The 17,456-nt window shown below is 59.2% G+C and carries 14 protein-coding genes and 1 pseudogene; 6 read left to right on the top strand and 9 right to left on the bottom strand.

The window, feature by feature from the left end; genetic code table 11:
- Positions 1-66: 66 nt before the first annotated feature.
- A complete protein-coding gene (locus tag KUF73_RS30840; protein ID WP_218441710.1) occupies positions 67-1,149 on the bottom strand; it encodes a BMP family ABC transporter substrate-binding protein in 1,083 nt (360 codons plus the stop codon).
- A 299-nt stretch (positions 1,150-1,448) separates the two neighbouring features.
- Here KUF73_RS30840 and KUF73_RS30835 point away from each other — a divergent pair, with 299 nt between their 5' ends.
- The 4 genes and pseudogenes from KUF73_RS30835 to KUF73_RS30820 all read left to right on the top strand — a co-directional run bounded on the left by KUF73_RS30835 (position 1,449) and on the right by KUF73_RS30820 (position 4,677).
- Positions 1,449-2,540 (top strand): calcium:proton antiporter, encoded by a 1,092-nt coding sequence (locus KUF73_RS30835; protein ID WP_218441709.1) that lies wholly within the window; start codon positions 1,449-1,451, stop codon positions 2,538-2,540.
- A 200-nt stretch (positions 2,541-2,740) separates the two neighbouring features.
- A pseudogene (locus KUF73_RS30830) lies at positions 2,741-3,091 on the top strand (SDR family NAD(P)-dependent oxidoreductase); the annotation flags it as partial.
- A 123-nt stretch (positions 3,092-3,214) separates the two neighbouring features.
- Positions 3,215-3,940 (top strand): MFS transporter, encoded by a 726-nt coding sequence (locus tag KUF73_RS30825; protein ID WP_218441707.1) that lies wholly within the window; start codon positions 3,215-3,217, stop codon positions 3,938-3,940.
- Positions 3,937-4,677: an MFS transporter gene (locus tag KUF73_RS30820; RefSeq protein ID WP_218441706.1), complete on the top strand. Its 741-nt coding sequence runs from the start codon at positions 3,937-3,939 to the stop codon at positions 4,675-4,677. The genes KUF73_RS30825 and KUF73_RS30820 overlap by 4 nt, the downstream gene beginning before the upstream one ends.
- 152 nt (positions 4,678-4,829) lie before the next feature.
- Here KUF73_RS30820 and KUF73_RS30815 read toward each other — a convergent pair whose 3' ends face one another.
- From KUF73_RS30815 to KUF73_RS30780, 8 genes are all read right to left on the bottom strand, one after another.
- Positions 4,830-6,188 (bottom strand): 8-oxoguanine deaminase, encoded by a 1,359-nt coding sequence (locus tag KUF73_RS30815; RefSeq protein ID WP_218441705.1) that lies wholly within the window; start codon positions 6,186-6,188, stop codon positions 4,830-4,832.
- 260 nt (positions 6,189-6,448) lie between these two features.
- Complete coding sequence (locus KUF73_RS30810) at positions 6,449-7,138, bottom strand: SDR family oxidoreductase (protein WP_218441704.1); 690 nt, start codon at positions 7,136-7,138, stop codon at positions 6,449-6,451.
- Between the two features lie 193 nt (positions 7,139-7,331).
- Positions 7,332-8,258, bottom strand: coding sequence for an ABC transporter permease (locus KUF73_RS30805; RefSeq protein WP_218441703.1), 927 nt, complete (start codon positions 8,256-8,258; stop codon positions 7,332-7,334).
- On the bottom strand, positions 8,258-9,364 hold the full coding sequence (locus KUF73_RS30800) for an ABC transporter permease (protein WP_218441702.1): 1,107 nt from the start codon (positions 9,362-9,364) through the stop codon (positions 8,258-8,260). The genes KUF73_RS30805 and KUF73_RS30800 overlap by 1 nt, the downstream gene beginning before the upstream one ends.
- A gap of 11 nt (positions 9,365-9,375) precedes the next feature.
- Positions 9,376-10,941, bottom strand: coding sequence for an ABC transporter ATP-binding protein (locus KUF73_RS30795; protein WP_218441701.1), 1,566 nt, complete (start codon positions 10,939-10,941; stop codon positions 9,376-9,378).
- A 605-nt stretch (positions 10,942-11,546) separates the two neighbouring features.
- Entirely contained in the window at positions 11,547-12,128 is a 582-nt protein-coding gene (locus KUF73_RS30790) for a YigZ family protein (RefSeq protein WP_218441700.1), read from the bottom strand.
- Positions 12,129-12,135: 7 nt separating this feature from the next.
- Positions 12,136-12,786 carry a TetR/AcrR family transcriptional regulator gene (locus KUF73_RS30785; protein ID WP_218441699.1) on the bottom strand — a complete coding sequence of 217 codons (651 nt, stop codon included), beginning with the start codon at positions 12,784-12,786 and terminating at the stop codon, positions 12,136-12,138.
- Between the two features lie 211 nt (positions 12,787-12,997).
- Positions 12,998-13,918, bottom strand: coding sequence for a LysR family transcriptional regulator (locus KUF73_RS30780; RefSeq protein WP_218441698.1), 921 nt, complete (start codon positions 13,916-13,918; stop codon positions 12,998-13,000).
- Between the two features lie 138 nt (positions 13,919-14,056).
- Between KUF73_RS30780 and KUF73_RS30775 the strand changes: the two genes are divergently transcribed.
- Both KUF73_RS30775 and KUF73_RS30770 read left to right on the top strand, forming a co-directional pair.
- Complete coding sequence (locus KUF73_RS30775; RefSeq protein WP_218441697.1) at positions 14,057-15,406, top strand: aspartate aminotransferase family protein; 1,350 nt, start codon at positions 14,057-14,059, stop codon at positions 15,404-15,406.
- Positions 15,407-15,582: 176 nt separating this feature from the next.
- Complete coding sequence (locus KUF73_RS30770; RefSeq protein WP_218441696.1) at positions 15,583-17,076, top strand: CoA-acylating methylmalonate-semialdehyde dehydrogenase; 1,494 nt, start codon at positions 15,583-15,585, stop codon at positions 17,074-17,076.
- The last annotated feature ends 380 nt before the right edge of the window (positions 17,077-17,456 follow it).

The raw sequence follows: 17,456 nt of genomic DNA, 5'->3' as shown, positions 1-17,456 counted from the left end.
TTGATTTTGAATTAGATCAAGATCAAAAGATCGCAGCCTGCGGCAGCTCCTACACGGGGCGGTGTATTACTTCGGTATCTCAGCCTTCATGCCTTCCACGTAGTAATTCATCGACGCCAACTCTGTATTGGTCGCGCTCACCCCAGCCGGAATTTTTTCGACGCCGGCCTGATCCTTGATCGGTCCGGTGAACGGTTGCAGTGCGCCGCTCTTGATGTCGGTGATGATCTGCTCGGCTTCGGTTTTCACCGCGGCCGGCACCAGGTCGCTGATGGGCAGTTCAACTGTGCCTTCCTTCAAACCACCCCAGTAATCCTCGGATTTCCAACGGTGATCGATCACGCTCTGGGTCGCCTGAATGTAGTGCGGCGTCCAGTCGTTGACGATGGACGTCAGCACCGCTTTTGGCCCGAAGTGCGCCATGTCCGAAGCATAGCCGACCGCATACACGCCACGACGCTCGGCAGCCTGGATCGGTGCCGGGCTGTCGGTGTGCTGGAACACCACGTCCACGCCCTGGTCGATCAGCGCGTTGGCCGCGTCGGCTTCCTTGCCCGGATCGAACCACGAATTGACCCACACCACCTTGATCTCGGTGCCGGGGTTGTACTTGTTCAGGGCCAGTTGGATGGCGTTGATGTCGCGGATCACTTCCGGGATCGGGAACGAGGCGACGTAGCCGATTTTCTTGGTCTTGGTCATCTTCGCCGCGAGGAAGCCGCCGACGTAACGACCCTCGTAGGTGCGCGCCAGGTAAGTGCCGAGGTTCTTGTCCTGTTTGTAGCCGGTGGCGTGTTCGAAGGTCACGTTGGGAAATTGCCTGGCGACTTTCAGCGTCGGGTTCATGTAGCCGAAAGAGGTGGTGAAGATCAGGTCGTACTTGTCCTTGGCCATGTTGCGGATGACCCGCTCGGCGTCTGCACCTTCAGCGACGTTCTCCACGTAGTTGGTGGTGATCTGCGAGCCGAATTTTTCCGCCAGTGCCTTGCGCCCCTGTTCATGCTGATACGTCCAGCCGTGGTCCCCGATCGGGCCGATATAGACGAAGCCGACTTTCAGCGGGTCGGTGGCGCTGGCGGTCAGGCTGGCGCTCAGACCGATCGCCGCCGTAACGGCGCAAAGCAGCTTCTTCAACGGACGTTTGTGCATGAATTCGAACTCCATTTTGTTGTGTGTTGGCTGGGCCAATGCAAATTGCTGACCAACAGGACAATAAAGTTTTGGAAACAGTGGTGACGCCTTCGCGGGCAAGCCTCGCTCCTACAAGAGCGATGCAAAACCTGTAGGAGCGAGGCTTGCCCGCGAAGAGGCCCGACTGATCGCCACAGAACCATCCCGGTGCACCCCTTACCAATCCACGCCTTCCACTGGTGCGCTAAGGTGTAACGAAACGTTAGCGGCTCGTCATAGTCAGTAGCTCATCCGCTCCCCACGGCAAAAGGCCCGACATGCTCACTGTCCTCAAGCAAGAAACCTTTCTGCTGCTGGCCTTGATCGCCGCCGCCATTGCCTTCCCACTGGAGCACTGGTTGCTGCACAGCGGCCAAGTCATCGCGCTGAGCGGCGGGTTAGTGCTGATTGCATTCATCGTTGCTGCGTCGATGCGCGTCGCCCATCAGGCCGAACTGCTGGCGGAAAAAGTCGGTGACCCTTACGGCACGATGATCCTGACCCTGGCGGCAGTGCTGGTAGAAGTGGTGATCCTGGCGATCATGATGAGCAACGAAGCCTCCGCGACCCTGGTGCGCGACACGATCTATTCGGCAGTGATGCTCGACATCAACGGCATCCTCGGTTTGGCAGCGTTGATGGGCGGGCTCAAACATGGCGAGCAGTCGTACAACGACGACTCTGCGCGCAGCTACAGCGTCATGATCCTCACCGCCATGGGCGTATCGATGGTGGTGCCGGAGTTCATTCCCGAAGCCAACTGGAAGCTCTATTCGGCGTTCACCATTGGTGCGATGGTCGTGCTGTACGCTTTGTTTCTGCGCATGCAGGTCGGGCCGCACAGCTACTTTTTCAGCTACAGCTATCCGGACAAACGCCGCAAGAAAGAGCCGCAGGAAAACGAGCCGGCACCGATCAACCTGACGCTGTCCATCGGCATATTGGTCTTCGGTGTCGTGGTGATTGGCGCACTGGCCGAAGTAATGTCCAAGACCCTCGATCTGGGCCTGGAAGGAACGGGCGCACCGCCGGTGATCACGGCGATTCTGGTGGCGGCGATTTCCGCCGCACCGGAAATTCTGACGGCATTGCGTGCGGCACTGGCCAACCGTATGCAGTCGGTGGTCAACATCGCTTTAGGCGCGTCGCTGTCGACGGTGATCCTGACGGTGCCAGTGATGGAAGCGATGGCGCTCTACACCGGCCAGCCGTTCCAGATGGCCATGACCCCGGTGCAGACCGTGATGATTTTCATCACCCTGATCGTCAGCGCGATCAACCTCAACGACGGCGAAACCAATGCTATTGAGGGCATGACTCACTTTGTACTGTTTGCGACCTTCATCATGTTGTCGCTGCTGGGCCTGTAGGCGCTGGCGCTGCCTGTGATTTTTCTCTGGAAAGTTAGAGGTGGTGGCCAGCAATGAGCAGGAAATGTCCTAAAACCATCACAGCTAACGCGTCTGTAAAAAACCATACACCGTAAGATTTACTCATTAGTAATCAGAAGATTGCTGGTCCTGGGGTGCGATATGCCTTGCATTCCAATCTCTAATTTTCGGAGTCAAACATGAGTGCATCGCAAAAGGTTGTGGTCGTTACCGGCGCATCGCAAGGGATTGGCGCTGAAGTGGTGAAGGCGTTTCGAAAGCTCGATTACCGTGTTGTTGCGACCTCGCGCACGATCAAGCCATCGGACGACCCGAACATCTTGACGGTAGCGGGTGACATCGGTGATCCGGCGACTGCCCAGCGTGTCATTAATGAAGGCGTTGCGCGATTTGGCCGGATCGACACGCTGGTGAACAACGCTGGCATCTACATCGGTAAGCCTTTCACCGAGAACACGGCCGAAGACTTCGCCGCCGTGATGAATGTGAACGTCGCCAGTTTCTTTCACATTACCCAACTCGCCAGCGCCGTCGAGTTCCTGGATTCGGCAGCGTTCATCACCGGAGAAATCCTGCACGTCGATGGCGGCCAGAGCGCCGGTCGGTAAGTGACGCCCATCGGTGCCCTTTACGTGTATCGCAAAGGGCACCACATGACCCGCCGCAACATGCATCGCCGCGCTGTCCTCAGTGGGCCCTCAGGAAGCAATATGCATCCAACTTCAAAACCGACGGCGCTCCAGCCATCACTGGCGGTGCTGTTGGCAACCAGCTTCGCCTTCATCATCGTTCAGCTGGACGTCACCATCGTCAATGTGGCGCTGCCCAATATGGGCATCGAGCTGGGCGCCGGCGTCAGCGCTTTGCAATGGGTGGTCGATGCCTACACGCTGGGCTTTGCCGCCTTCCTGCTGTCGGCCGGCGTAGTGGGTGAGAAGTTCGGTTCCAAACGCGCGTTCCTGACCGGCTTCGGCCTGTTCACGCTGGCGTCCATTGCCTGCGCCATGGCACCGTCGGTCATGACATTGAACATGGCTCGCGCGATGCAGGGCTTGGGGGCGGCGCTGCTCCTGCCCAATTCGCTGGCGATCCTCAATTTTACCTACGCCCACGATAAGAAAATGTTGGCCAAGGCCATTGGTTGGTGGACGGCGGCCGGCGGCGTGTCGATTGCGGCTGGCCCGGTGATCGGCGGCCTGCTGTTATCGGTGGCGGGCTGGCGCAGCATTTTTTGGGTCAACGTGCCGATCTGCGTGGCAGGCTTCGCGCTGACGTATTACGTCGTGCCACGCAGGGTGAGCAAGGAGCCGTCGCGCCACTTCGATTTACCGGGCCAGTTGCTATCGGTGCTCGCGCTTATCGGCTTTATGGCGCAGTGATCGAGGTGCAGGCACTGGGCTTTTCCAGTCTGCTGGTGCAGGGCGGCTTTGTACTGGCCTTCGTCGCCGGTACAGCTTTCTTGTTGGTCGAGAGCCGCGTGCGTGCACCGATGCTGCCGCTGGCACTGTTCCAAAACATGCGCTTTTCGGGCGCCGTCCTGTTCGGCGTGCTGGCCAATTTCACCTACTACGGCGTGATCTTCGTACTCAGTTTCTACCTGCAAAATGTGCGCGGCTGTTCCGTGCTTGAGACCGGCCTGACATTTCTGCCGCTGACGGGGACTGCGGTCATTTCCAACATCGCCAGTGGGCCGTTGGCGGCGCGCACCGGACTGCGCGTGCTGATGGTGGGTGGCAGCCTGATCGGTTGCACCGGTTACTCGCTGCTAGGCACGTTCGGCATCTCGGACCACGCGACCTTCATCGATATGTTGCCAGGTTTGGCGCTGATCCCGATCGGCATGGGACTGGCGGTGCCTGCGATGACGACGTCCATATTGTCGAGCGTCGAGCGCCATCAAGCGGGGACTGCGTCGGCTGTGTTGAACACGGCGCGACAAGTCGGCGGGGCGACCGGTGTTGCGATCTTCGGCGCGATTGTCGCCAATGGCAGCTCAGTGGCCATCATGGGCGGTGTGCGCAGAACATTGGCAATCTCTGCCGTGCTTTTGCTGACGTCGTCCGCCATCGCGTTCTGGAGCCGGGCCGGCTGGGTGCCGTTGGCTCAGACCCGTTGAGCCAACAGTGGCGCCGTTGGCCTCCGAGACCACCACAAAACCACTGTGGGCGCGAGCCTGCTCGCGATAGCGGCGTATCAGTCAACATTTCTGTTTGCTGGCACACCGTAGTCGCTAGCAGGCTAGCGCCCACAGTTTGGTTCGACAGTGGATCAGGTGCCGGCGATGAGCTGACGAGCTGCCTGACTGTGATCAGCAATCAATCCCTTCAGATCCAGCCCCTCTACCTGTCCATCAATCACCCGCCACTTGCCGCCAATCATCACCCGATCTGCGCGGTCCGCACCACACAACAGCAGCGCCGAAACCGGATCGTGACTGCCGGAGAAGCGCAATTCATCGAGCTTGAACAGCGCCAGGTCAGCCTGCTTGCCCACCGCAATTTCACCGATATCGGTACGGCCCAGCAGACTCGCCGACCCTTTGGTCGCCCAGCCCAGCACGCGTTCCGGAGTGATCTTTTCGGCACCGTAGCGCAGGCGCTGGATGTACAGGGCCTGTCGGGTTTCGAGCATCATGTTCGAGGCATCGTTGGAGGCAGAACCATCCACGCCCAGGCCGAGTAATGCGCCGGCATCGGTCAAGTCGATGGTCGGGCAGATGCCGGAAGCCAGGCGCATGTTAGAACTCGGGCAATGGCAGATGCCGGTGCCTGCCGCGCCGAGACGAGTGATTTCCTCCGGGTTGAAGTGGATGCCATGGGCCAGCCAGGTGCGCGGGCCGAGCCAGCCGACGCTGTCCAGATAATCCACGGTGCGCAGGCCGAAACGTTGCAGGCAGAAGTCTTCTTCGTCGAGGGTTTCTGCCAGGTGCGTGTGCAGGCGCACGTCGAGTTTATTCGCCAGTTCAGCACTGGCGGACATGATTTCCGGGGTCACCGAGAACGGCGAGCAAGGCGCGAGGGCAATCTGGATTTGCGCGCCGTCGCCGCGTTCGTGGTACTCGGCGATCAAGCGCTGGCTGTCGTCGAGGATTACTTGACCTTCCTGCACCGTTTGTTGCGGTGGCAGCCCGCCGTCCTTTTCGCCGAGGCTCATGGAGCCACGCGTCAACATGGCGCGCATGCCCAGTTCGCGAACGGTCTCGACTTGGACATCGATGGCGTTTTCCAGGCCTTCGGGAAACAGGTAATGGTGGTCGGCAGCGGTGGTGCAACCGGACAGCAGCAACTCGGCCAATGCGACTTTGGTGGCGAGGGCGAGTTTTTCCGGGGTGAGTCGTGCCCAGACCGGGTAGAGGGTTTTCAGCCACGGGAACAACGGCTGATTGACTACCGGCGCCCAGGCGCGGGTCAGGGTTTGATAGAAATGGTGATGAGTGTTGATCAGCCCCGGCAGGATCACGTGCTCGCGGGCATCGAACACTTCATTGCACGGTGCGGAGGGCTGTTGGCCGAGGCTCAGCACTTCGACGATCACGCCGTCTTGCAGCACCAGGCCGCCACGGGCATCGAGACCGTTGGCTGTGAAAATGGCGAGGGGATTTTTTAACCAGGTACGGATGGCAGGCATGTTGGCCGGCTCCTCTGAAAATTGGGTTCAGGGTTGCCAGCTCAGTGTTGCCCTGTCTGCTGATCCAGGGTCGCCGGGGAGGCGAGGTGCGAAGTGTCGATCAAAAGCGCTGCGCGGGCAAGCCCGGCCCGACCAGACGATGCAAATCCCCGGTAGGAGCTGCCGAAGGCTGCGATCTTTTGATCTTGCTTTTCAGCGATCCAGAAAAGATCAAGATCAAAAGATCGCAGCCTTCGGCAGCTCCTACAGAGTGGCGCGGCTTACCAGGGAATCGTCTCACCCCGGTAATTCACAAAATGATGCCCACCCTTACCGCCATACGCATTCACCTGATCAACCAATCCCCGGGTACTGGTTTGCACATCGATATCGGCACCTTCACCGCCCATGTCGGTCTTTACCCAGCCCGGATGCAGCGACAGCACAGTGAGTTTCTGCTCGCCCAGTTGTGTGACGAAGCTGTTGGTCATGGAGTTCAGCGCCGCTTTGCTGGCCTTGTACAGCGCCAGTTCCGGTGCATCCGGCATGGTCACGCTGCCCAGCAACGAGCTCATGAACGCCAATACGCCGGTATCCGGACGAATCTGCCCGACAAAGCGCTGGGCCAGGTTAATCGGCGCCACGGCATTGGTGAAAAACAGCTGACCGACTTCCGCCATAGTCGCGCCGCCGTTCGGTGTCTGAACGTCAGGCCCTTTGACCCCGGCGTTGACAAACAAAAGGTCGAATACTTCACCCTTGAGCTGCTGACTCAAGGCGATCACGGCTTGTTGATCGTCCATGTCGAGTTTCTCGATCCGCACATTGCCCAGGCTCTGCAATGCGTCGGCATTTTGCGGGTTGCGCACGGTGGCGGTGACTTGCCATCCATCAGCCAACAGGGTTTTCACCAGGCCAAGGCCCAGCCCCCGGGAGGCTCCGATGATGAGTGCGTTTTTTGCCTTGGGCATGAGTGGCTTCCTTTAATGTTGACCGGGCCTATGCTGCAACGCTTGGCGCATGGCGTCGAGTTCGTTGTTGTCCATGCGGGCGCCTTCGCGGGCAAGCCTCGCTCCTACAGGTATCACGCGTTCACAGCATTTGGGTGCGACACAAAATCTGTAGGAGCGAGGCTTGCCCGCGAAGATGCCGGAATTGCCACCGCTAACGCCCGGCCTGCCACGGCTGCCCCAATGACACCGGCGCGTACAACCGCGTGCGCACCGCATCCCGTGACAGCAGCACCAACACCACAATGGTCGCGACATACGGCAGCATTGCCAGCAGGCTGGACGGAATCGCCAGCCCCAACCCCTGCGCCACCAGATGCAGGATGCTGGCGAGCCCGAACAGGTACGCACCCAGCAGCAAGCGCCACACGCGCCAGCTGGCAAAGACCACCAGCGCCAGGGCGATCCAGCCGCGTCCGGCGCTCATGTTTTCCGCCCACATCGGCGTGTAAGCGAGCGACAGATACGCCCCCGCCAACCCAGCCATCGCACCGCCGAACAACACCGCCAAGGTGCGCACGCCCAACACGGGTAAACCCATGGCACTGGCCGCATCCGGGTTTTCTCCGACGGCCTGAATGATCAACCCGACGCGGCTTTTTACAATCACCCAGGCCACCAGTGCAAACAGGGCGAACGACAGATACACCAGCAAATCCTGGGCAAACAGCATCCGCCCGATCAGCGGGATTTCACTCAAGTACGGGATCGCCAATGGCTCGAAGCCCGCCAGTGGTTTGCCGACCCACGCCGCGCCGACAAAGGTCGACAGGCCCACGCCAAAAATCGTCAATGCCAACCCGGTGGCCACTTGATTGGCGTTGAACACCAGCGCCACCAAGGCAAACAGCGACGACAACAGCATCCCGGCGAGCATCGCCAGCAACACACCGAGCCACAGGTTGCCAGTGTTGAACGCGACGATAAAACCGATCACCGCGCCAAACAGCATCATCCCTTCCTGTCCCAGGTTGAGGACGCCGCTTTTCTCGCAGATCAATTCACCCAGCGCCACCAGCAGCAACGGCGTGCCGCAGCGCACCATGGCGTAGAAAATATTACTCAGCAGATCGACATCCATCACAGCGCTCCTGCGTGTACGGCGTTGGTTTGCGCGCGGCGGGCCCAGCGCAGATTCAAACGGGGGCGATAGAGAATTAGCACGTCACTGGCCAGCAGGAAAAACAGCATCATTCCCTGGAACAATTGAGTGATGGCTTGCGGCAGGTTCATGCTCATTTGCGCGCTCTCGCCGCCGATGTAGAGCAGCGCCATCAACAGGCTGGAAAACAGAATGCCGATGGGGTTCAGCCGCCCGAGAAACGCCACGGTGATCGCCGCATAGCCGTAACCGGGCGAGACTTGCGGCACCAACTGGCCGATCGGCCCAGTGACTTCACACACGCCGGCCAGCCCGGCCAAACCACCGCTGATCAACAGCGCGAGCCAGATCAGGCGCTTCTCGCGAAAGCCGACAAAACCGGCCGCCCGTTTATCCAGCCCGAGCACTTTGATCTGGAAGCCGACAAAACTTTTCTGCAACAACACCCACACCGCCACTAACGCGAGCAAGGCGAAATACACCCCGGCATGCACCCGCCCATCCTCCGTCAATAACGGCAAACGACTGGCGTCACCGAACATCGCTGATTGCGGAAAGTTGAACCCTTGCGGGTCTTTCAGCGGGCCGTGGATGCAGTACAGCAGCAGGTTCAGCGCGATGTAGTTGAGCATGATGCTGGTGAGGATTTCATTGGCATTGAAGCGCGTGCGCAGCCACGCGGTCAGTCCGCCCCATGCGGCACCGGCCAGGGTGCCGGTGATCAGGATCAACGCCAGCGCCCAGCGGCTTTGCATGTCGATGATGTTTACCGCCAGCGCACTGCCGGCCAGTGCTCCGAGCAACAATTGACCTTCGGCGCCGATGTTCCAGATCCGCGCCTGATACGCCACGGCCAGGCCCAGCGCGCAGAGTAGGATCGGCAGCGCTTTGACCAGCAACTCGGAGACGCCATACAAGTCGCTGATCGGCGCGATCAACAGCGTATGCAGGGTCAGCAACGGGTCGTGCCCCAGTGCGATAAACAGCAATGAGCCACAGCCCAGCGTCAGGACAGCCGCCAGCAACGGCGAGCACCACAACATCAGGCGTGATTGCTGGCCACGGGGTTCAAGAGAAAGCAGCATGTGACACTCCGTTAAAGCGTTGCGGGTGCAGGTGATTGAGGGGTGTCGAAGCGGCCAGCCATCCAGCCGCCGACATCGATCAGACGGGTGTCGACGGTGGCCCTGAGCGGCGACAGTTGTCCGCCGCACAACGCGCCGAGGCGGTCGCTGATCTGGAACAGTTCGTCGAGGTCTTCGGATATCACCAGGATCGCCGCGCCGGCATCGCGCAAGGCAATCAGCGCCCGGTGAATGGTCGCGGCGGCACCCACGTCCACGCCCCAGGTCGGGTGTGCGGCCACCAGCAGTTTCGGTTGTTGGAGGATTTCCCGGCCGAGGATAAATTTCTGCAAATTGCCGCCGGACAGGCTACGGGCCGGGGTTTGGCTGTCCGGTGTCTTGACCCCGAAGCGGCGGATGATCTCTTCGGCCAGTGCTTCGACCTTGCGGCGCTGCACCAGTCCGTTGCTCACCAGACCTTGCTGGAACGCCGTTAGCAGGGCATTGTCCGCAAGGCTCAGTTCCGGCACGGCACCGTGGCCCAGTCGCTCGGCGGGGACGAACGCCAGCCCGCGTTGGCGTCGGGCATCGGGGCGTAGATGAGCAACCGGTTCGTTGCCAAAATTTATCGTTGTGCCGTCGTCGCGGGTCAGTCGTTGTTCGCCACTGAGCAAGGCCAACAACTCGTCCTGACCATTGCCGGCCACCCCGGCGATACCGACGATTTCGCCGCTGCGTACCTCCAGTTCGATGTTCTTGAGCGAGCAGCCGAACGGGTCCGGGTTGTGCCAAGACAAGCCGTTCACTTTCAAAAAGGTCTCGCCACCGCGCACCTTCGGATAGTCAGTTATCAACGCTGCTGCTTCACCCACCATCAACCGCGCCAGTTGCTGATCCGAACACTCGGCCGGCACGCAATGCCCGGCCACGCGACCGCCACGCAACACGGTCGCGCTGTGGCACAAGGCGCGGACTTCACCGAGTTTGTGGCTGATAAACAGAATGCTGCAGCCCTCGGCGGCGAGGCGGCGCAGGGTGACGAACAAGTCCTCGGCTTCCTGCGGGGTCAGCACCGAGGTCGGTTCGTCGAGAATCAGCAAGCGAATGTCTTGCATCAGGCAGCGAACGATTTCCACCCGTTGCCTCTCGCCGATGGACAGGCTGTGGACAAGTCGCTCCGGCTCCAGCGCCATGCCGTAGCGCTGCGACACTTCGCGGATCTTCGGCTCAAGTTGTTTCGGTGTGCCGGCCGCTGCGCCCATGGCCAGCGCGATGTTTTGCGCCACGCTCAAGGTTTCGAACAACGAGAAATGCTGGAACACCATGCCGATCCCGAGGTTGCGAGCCTGGGCCGGGTTGCGCATGGTCACGCGCTGACCTTGCCAGATCAGCTCGCCCGTATCGGCATGGACAACGCCGTAGATGATCTTCATCAACGTACTTTTGCCCGCACCGTTTTCGCCGAGCAAAGCATGGATTTCCCCCGGAGCGATGCTCAAGTCGATGTCATCGTTGGCCAGGCAACCGGGATAGCGCTTGCTGATTCTGCGCAATTGCAGGCGGGGTGTTTGATCGTGGATCGGCACGGGATTGGGCATGACAGGCTCAAGGCGATTGGACTTATGCCTGTGGATAAAGCAATTTCCTGGCCATTAGGTCAGGAAAGCTGAAGAGTCCTGTGGGCCAAGGTGTTGAGCTCGCTGCTTAGTCCAGGTTCAGCCCCCGAAACGAGCACCACTTCAGGGCGGCGGGGTTAAAAATGGCGCGGTTTTTTTCTGTGGTTATTGATCAAAAAATGAGCAGGAGACTACAAGCCATGGCCGGCATGGTGCCGCGACAGCCATGAACGGGTTATCCACAGATTGCTCCACAGTATTTGTGCGCAAGCTCTATGGACGGGCATAAGCGCAGGTCGGCTATCTTCTAAAGGTGATAAACCGCTCTAAGTTATTGTTTTTGCGCTAATTTGATGTTTCTGATGGCCAATTGGACGAAAAGTGAGCAAAGCCCGCAAAGCCGCATGATAGAAGGGTTACAGCGGTGTGTGCTCAGGTTATCCACAGCCGGGTGCACAGTAGATGTGGGCAACTGTTAAGTGCATCGACAATCGGTACTGCCCCAAAAGATCGCAGCCTTCGGCAGCTCCTACAGGGTCAACGCACTCAACTGTAGGCGCTGCCGAAGGCTGCGATCTTTTGATCTTTCAACGCTGCAACAAAATTCGCCCACGGCTTAAATCGGCGAGCTGTGATTGCAACGTTTCAATCTGCCCCTCGCCAACCGCCAATTGCAACTCAACACCATTGGCCGTGAAATCTTCTTGCACCACCAGGCCACCCAGCTCGGCAACGCGCAGCTTCACCAACACCAGCTCGCCAAACGCACAGGCACAACGCAGCGGCACTCGACTGATCAGCTCAATCTTCGGCGCTGCTTGCAGGCACTTGTTCGCGCCGCCGCCATACGCCCGGGCAAGTCCGCCGGTGCCGAGTTGAATGCCGCCGTACCAGCGAATCACCAGCACTGCGACCTGATCGCAATCCTGCGCATCAATCGCCGCCAGAATCGGTCGGCCAGCAGTACCACCCGGTTCGCCGTCATCGGTGCTGCGGTATTGAACGCCGAGCTTCCACGCCCAGCAATTGTGCGTGGCGTTCAAATCGCTGTGTTGTTCGATAAACGCCTGGGCATCAGCGGGGCTGCTGATCGGCGCGGCGAAGGTGATGAAGCGGCTTTTGCGAATCTCTTCGCGGTACTCGCAAAAATCGCTGAGGGTAAAAGGCATAGGCGTCTTAAATGCTTGGCGTCAGGCCGCAGCCCTTGAGAATGATTCGGATCAGGTTGTTACCGGCGTCTTCCATATCTTGCTTGGTCAATTTGGTGCGTCCGCTGACCCGGCAGATCTGCGTGGCGAAGTCGGCGTAATGCTGGGTGCTGCCCCACAACAGGAAGATCAGATTGACCGGGTCGACCGGGTCCATTTTGCCGGCGTCGATCCATGCCTGGAACACCGCCGCCCGACCCTGGAACCAGGTGCGGTAGTCCTGGTTGAAGTACTCGGTCAGGCATTCGCCTCCGCTGATGACTTCCATGGCGAAAATTCGCGAGGCTTGCGGCTGGCGCCGGGAGAACTCCATTTTGGCGCGGATGTAGCGGGTCAACGCTTCGGCTGGATCATCCTCGGCCGTCAGCGTGTTGAAGGTGCTGTCCCACAACTCGATGATGTTGCTCAACACTGCCACGTACAAGCCGAGTTTGTTGGTGAAGTAATAATGCAGGTTCGCTTTGGGCAACCCGGCATTCAGGGCGATGGTGTTCATGCTGGTGCCTTTGAACCCGTGACGGGCGAACTCGTCTTCGGCGGCTTTGATGATGGTCTCTTCGTTCTTCTGACGAATGCGGCTGGCGGGCTTTCCACCATGAGCTGGGACTTCAAAGGTCATAGGCACTTCCGAACAGGTAGGTGGGTGCAACCACTGCGTTGATAGCGCACCCACAGGCTTCAGACAAGTCCCGACACGATAAATCCCGGAACACCACAAGCCCTGTAGGAGCCGAGCTTGCTCGCGATGGCGCCAAGTCAGTCACCATTGATGTTGAATGTTACGTCGCCATCGCGAGCAAGCTCGGCTCCTACAGGGGTTGTGGTGTTCTTCAACGCGTCGCGGCCAGGCTTTCGAGGAAACTCTCCAGCACCAGATGCGGGCGGCGGCCCTTGCGAGTGACCGATGCGAGGCTCAAGTCATAAAAGCGTGCCGTAGGTTTCAATGCACGCAATCGACCTTGTTGCACCCAGAGGCTGGCGTAATGGTCCGGCAGATAACCGATGTAGCGCCCGGTCAGGATCAGGAACGCCATGCCTTCGCGGTCCGATGCGCTGGCGGTGCAATTGAGTGCCTGATAATGGGCTTGGATGTCGGCCGGCAAACGAAAAGTTGGCGCGATGGCGTCCTGACTGTCCAGGCGCTCGTCGTCCAGTTTTTTGTCATCGACATAGAACAGCGGATGGCCGACCGCGCAGTACAGCAGCGAGCGTTCACTGTAGAGCGGCTGATATTCCAGCCCCGACAGCGCGCTCGCCTGTGGCACCACGCCGACATGCAGGCGACCGTCGAGCACGCCTTGCTCGACTTCGTTGGGGGCGATCATGCGGATCTGAATCTGTACGTCCGGCCCGCGTTCCTTCAGTTGCGCGAGGGCGTGGGTGATGCGCATGTGGGGCAGGGTGACCAGGTTATCGGTGAGGCCGATGGTCAATTCGCCGCGAAGGTGTTGGTGCAGGCCGTTGACCTCGGTGCGGAAACTTTCCAACGCACTTAAAAGCTGCAACGCCGACTGGTACACCTCGCGGCCTTCCTCGGTCAGGGAAAAACCGGCGCGACCACGCTGGCACAGACGCAAGCCGAGGCGCTGTTCAAGGTCGCTCATTTGTTGGCTGATGGCTGAACGACCGATGCCCAGTACGGATTCCGCTGCTGAAAAGCCACCGCATTCGACCACGCTGCGAAAGATCCGCAAAAGGCGGATATCGAAGTCGCTGACTTGCGCCAGTGGATCGGGACGGCGGATGCTCATAGTTTAGTGTCGACCGGACTAAAGGTTAGAAAAGTTGAATTTCACAGACTTTATCGCCATGGCAACTTAGCTGCAACAACGGTTTTTAATCGCCGGTTTACATTCTTATGCCGCTTATTGCCTTGCGAGGTTTCACTCATGAACTTGCCTGAAAACGCCCCGTCATCCTTGGCCAGCCAGCTCAAGCTCGATGCTCACTGGATGCCGTACACCGCCAACCGCAATTTCCAGCGCGATCCACGCTTGATCGTGGGCGCTGAAGGCAGCTGGCTGATCGACGACAAGGGCCGCAAAGTTTATGACTCGCTGTCCGGTCTTTGGACCTGCGGCGCCGGGCACACCCGCAAGGAAATTCAAGAGGCAGTGGCCAAGCAACTGGGCACCCTCGATTACTCGCCGGGCTTCCAGTACGGCCACCCGCTGTCGTTCCAGCTGGCAGAAAAAATCACCGACCTGACCCCGGGCAACCTGAATCACGTGTTTTTTACCGACTCGGGTTCCGAGTGTGCCGACACCGCAGTAAAAATGGTGCGTGCGTACTGGCGTCTGAAAGGCCAAGCGACCAAGACCAAAATGATCGGTCGTGCCCGTGGCTACCACGGTGTGAACATCGCCGGCACCAGCCTCGGCGGCGTGAATGGCAACCGCAAACTGTTCGGCCAGGCAATGATGGATGTCGACCACCTGCCGCACACGTTGCTGGCGAGCAATGCCTATTCCCGTGGCATGCCGGAGTTGGGTGGCATCGCTCTCGCTGACGAACTGCTGAAGCTGATCGAACTGCACGATGCTTCGAACATCGCCGCAGTATTCGTCGAGCCTCTGGCCGGTTCCGCTGGTGTACTGGTTCCGCCACAGGGTTACCTCAAGCGTCTGCGCGAAATCTGCGATCAACACAACATCCTGCTGGTGTTCGACGAAGTGATCACCGGTTTCGGCCGTACCGGTTCGATGTTCGGTGCTGACACCTTCGGCGTGACCCCAGACCTGATGTGCATTGCCAAGCAAGTCACCAACGGCGCGATCCCGATGGGCGCGGTGATTGCCAGCTCCGAGATCTACCAGACCTTCATGAATCAGGCGACGCCTGAGTACGCGGTGGAATTCCCGCACGGCTACACCTATTCCGCGCACCCAGTGGCTTGCGCCGCAGGCCTGGCAGCACTCGACTTGCTGCAAAAGGAAAACCTGGTGCAGAGCGTGGCCGAAGTCGCACCGCATTTCGAAAATGCACTGCATGGTCTGAAAGGCACTAAGAACATCATCGACATCCGCAACTTCGGCCTGGCCGGCGCGATCCAGATCGCACCGCGTGACGGCGACGCCATCGTGCGTCCGTTCGAAGCCGGCATGGCGTTGTGGAAAGCCGGGTTCTACGTACGCTTCGGCGGCGACACCCTGCAGTTCGGCCCAACCTTCAACAGCAAGCCGCAAGACCTTGATCGTTTGTTCGACGCGGTCGGCGAAGTGCTGAGCAAGATCGACTGATTCGATACATACCTGTAGGAACGAGCTCGCTCGCTATGGACGTCAACGATGACGTGGGATGCCTGGATATACGCGGCGCCCTCTCGTTTTTCGCGAGCAACCTCTCTCCTACAAATAGCATCTATATAGAAGGCGTCCTTTGAAGGGCGCCGGAAGATAATTTTTCAGGAGCTTCCATGAGCGTTATTCCGCATTTGATCAATGGCGAACTGGTGACCGAAAACGGTCGCACGGTTGATGTGTTCAACCCGTCCACCGGCCAGGCCATTCACAAGTTGCCGCTGGCGACCCGCGAAACCATCCAGAGCGCCATCGACGCTGCCAAGGCTGCATTCCCGGCTTGGCGCAATACGCCACCAGCCAAACGTGCCCAAGTGATGTTCCGCTTCAAGCAACTGCTGGAGCAGAACGAAGCGCGCATCGCCCAACTGATCAGCGAAGAGCACGGCAAGACTCTGGAAGACGCAGCGGGTGAATTGAAGCGCGGCATCGAGAACGTCGAGTTCGCTTGCGCTGCACCGGAAATCCTCAAGGGCGAGTACAGCCGTAACGTTGGCCCGAACATCGATGCCTGGTCGGACTTCCAGCCGCTGGGCGTGGTGGCAGGTATCACTCCGTTCAACTTCCCTGCGATGGTGCCACTGTGGATGTACCCGCTGGCGATCGTCTGCGGCAACTGCTTCATCCTCAAGCCGTCCGAGCGTGATCCGAGCTCGACGCTCCTGATCGCACAATTGCTGATCGAAGCTGGCCTGCCGAAAGGCGTACTGAGTGTTGTGCACGGCGACAAGGCAGCAGTGGACGCGTTGATCGAAGCGCCCGAAGTCAAAGCGCTGAGCTTCGTCGGTTCGACGCCGATTGCCGAATACATCTACTCCGAGGGCACCAAGCGCGGTAAACGCGTCCAGGCATTGGGCGGGGCGAAGAACCATGCGGTGCTGATGCCGGATGCGGATCTGGATAACGCCGTCAGCGCACTGATGGGCGCGGCGTATGGTTCCTGCGGTGAGCGCTGCATGGCGATCTCGGTGGCCGTGTGTGTTGGCGATCAGGTTGCTGATGCGCTGGTGGCCAAACTGACTCCGCAAATCAAGGCACTGAAAATCGGTGCCGGTACTACCTGCGGTCTCGACATGGGGCCTCTGGTTACCGGTCAGGCGCGTGACAAGGTCAGCGGTTATGTAGAAGACGGCGTGGCTGCCGGTGCGACGCTGGTTGTTGATGGTCGTGGTCTTAGCGTTGCTGGTCATGAGGAAGGCTTCTTCCTGGGTGGCTGCCTGTTCGATAACGTCACGCCAGAAATGCGCATCTATAAAGAAGAGATCTTCGGGCCAGTACTGTGCGTCGTTCGGGTCAACAGCCTGGAAGAGGCGATGCAACTGATCAACGATCATGAGTATGGCAACGGCACCTGCATCTTCACCCGTGACGGTGAAGCGGCGCGGTTGTTCTGTGATGAGATCGAAGTCGGCATGGTCGGCGTTAACGTGCCGCTGCCGGTGCCAGTGGCTTACCACAGCTTTGGTGGTTGGAAGCGTTCGCTGTTTGGCGATCTGCACGCTTACGGTCCGGACGGAGTGCGTTTCTACACCCGCCGCAAGGCTATTACCCAGCGCTGGCCACAGCGTGCGAGCCATGAAGCTTCGCAATTCGCGTTCCCTAGCTTGTAATAAGTAGAAGGGTAAAGAAGGCCGGCCTCCTTATAGGGGCCGGCCTTCGCGTTTCTGGGGCTTTTTTGACCTATATGACAGAATTGTGAAATTAGTGGTTGACGGCAGATTCTGGGGGCCTATAATTCGCCCCACTTCCGGCGCAGTCGAAACGGAAAACTCCTTTGTAAACAAAGAGTTACGCAGTTTTCGGCAGCAAGTTGCTTCAGGTCATCGAAGCCAAAAGGAAGTTGAAAAAGAGGTGTTGACAGCAGCGAGTAACGCTGTAGAATTCGCCTCCCGCTGACGAGAGATCTGAAGCGCAAGTGGTTGAAGTTGTTCAGGAAGTTTTGAAAGCTTCTGAAAATAACCACTTGACAGCAAATGAGGCTGCTGTAGAA

It is taken from the genome of Pseudomonas sp. PD9R (assembly GCF_019200975.1).
Lineage (GTDB): Bacteria > Pseudomonadota > Gammaproteobacteria > Pseudomonadales > Pseudomonadaceae > Aquipseudomonas.
This window is presented reverse-complemented; position numbering and strand designations above follow the sequence as displayed.

Excerpts from the sequence above, each read along its gene's own strand:
- KUF73_RS30795 (WP_218441701.1), bottom strand. The coding sequence starts at position 10,941 with ATGCCCAATCCCGTGCCGATCCACGATCAAACACCCCGCCTGCAATTG.
- KUF73_RS30815 (WP_218441705.1), bottom strand. The coding sequence starts at position 6,188 with ATGCCTGCCATCCGTACCTGGTTAAAAAATCCCCTCGCCATTTTCACA.
- KUF73_RS30770 (WP_218441696.1), top strand. The coding sequence starts at position 15,583 with ATGAGCGTTATTCCGCATTTGATCAATGGCGAACTGGTGACCGAAAAC.
- KUF73_RS30790 (WP_218441700.1), bottom strand. The coding sequence starts at position 12,128 with ATGCCTTTTACCCTCAGCGATTTTTGCGAGTACCGCGAAGAGATTCGC.
- KUF73_RS30785 (WP_218441699.1), bottom strand. The coding sequence starts at position 12,786 with ATGACCTTTGAAGTCCCAGCTCATGGTGGAAAGCCCGCCAGCCGCATT.
- KUF73_RS30810 (WP_218441704.1), bottom strand. The coding sequence starts at position 7,138 with ATGCCCAAGGCAAAAAACGCACTCATCATCGGAGCCTCCCGGGGGCTG.
- KUF73_RS30805 (WP_218441703.1), bottom strand. The coding sequence starts at position 8,258 with ATGGATGTCGATCTGCTGAGTAATATTTTCTACGCCATGGTGCGCTGC.
- KUF73_RS30825 (WP_218441707.1), top strand. The coding sequence starts at position 3,215 with ATGACCCGCCGCAACATGCATCGCCGCGCTGTCCTCAGTGGGCCCTCA.
- KUF73_RS30780 (WP_218441698.1), bottom strand. The coding sequence starts at position 13,918 with ATGAGCATCCGCCGTCCCGATCCACTGGCGCAAGTCAGCGACTTCGAT.
- KUF73_RS30840 (WP_218441710.1), bottom strand. The coding sequence starts at position 1,149 with ATGCACAAACGTCCGTTGAAGAAGCTGCTTTGCGCCGTTACGGCGGCG.
- KUF73_RS30800 (WP_218441702.1), bottom strand. The coding sequence starts at position 9,364 with ATGCTGCTTTCTCTTGAACCCCGTGGCCAGCAATCACGCCTGATGTTG.
- KUF73_RS30835 (WP_218441709.1), top strand. The coding sequence starts at position 1,449 with ATGCTCACTGTCCTCAAGCAAGAAACCTTTCTGCTGCTGGCCTTGATC.
- KUF73_RS30775 (WP_218441697.1), top strand. The coding sequence starts at position 14,057 with ATGAACTTGCCTGAAAACGCCCCGTCATCCTTGGCCAGCCAGCTCAAG.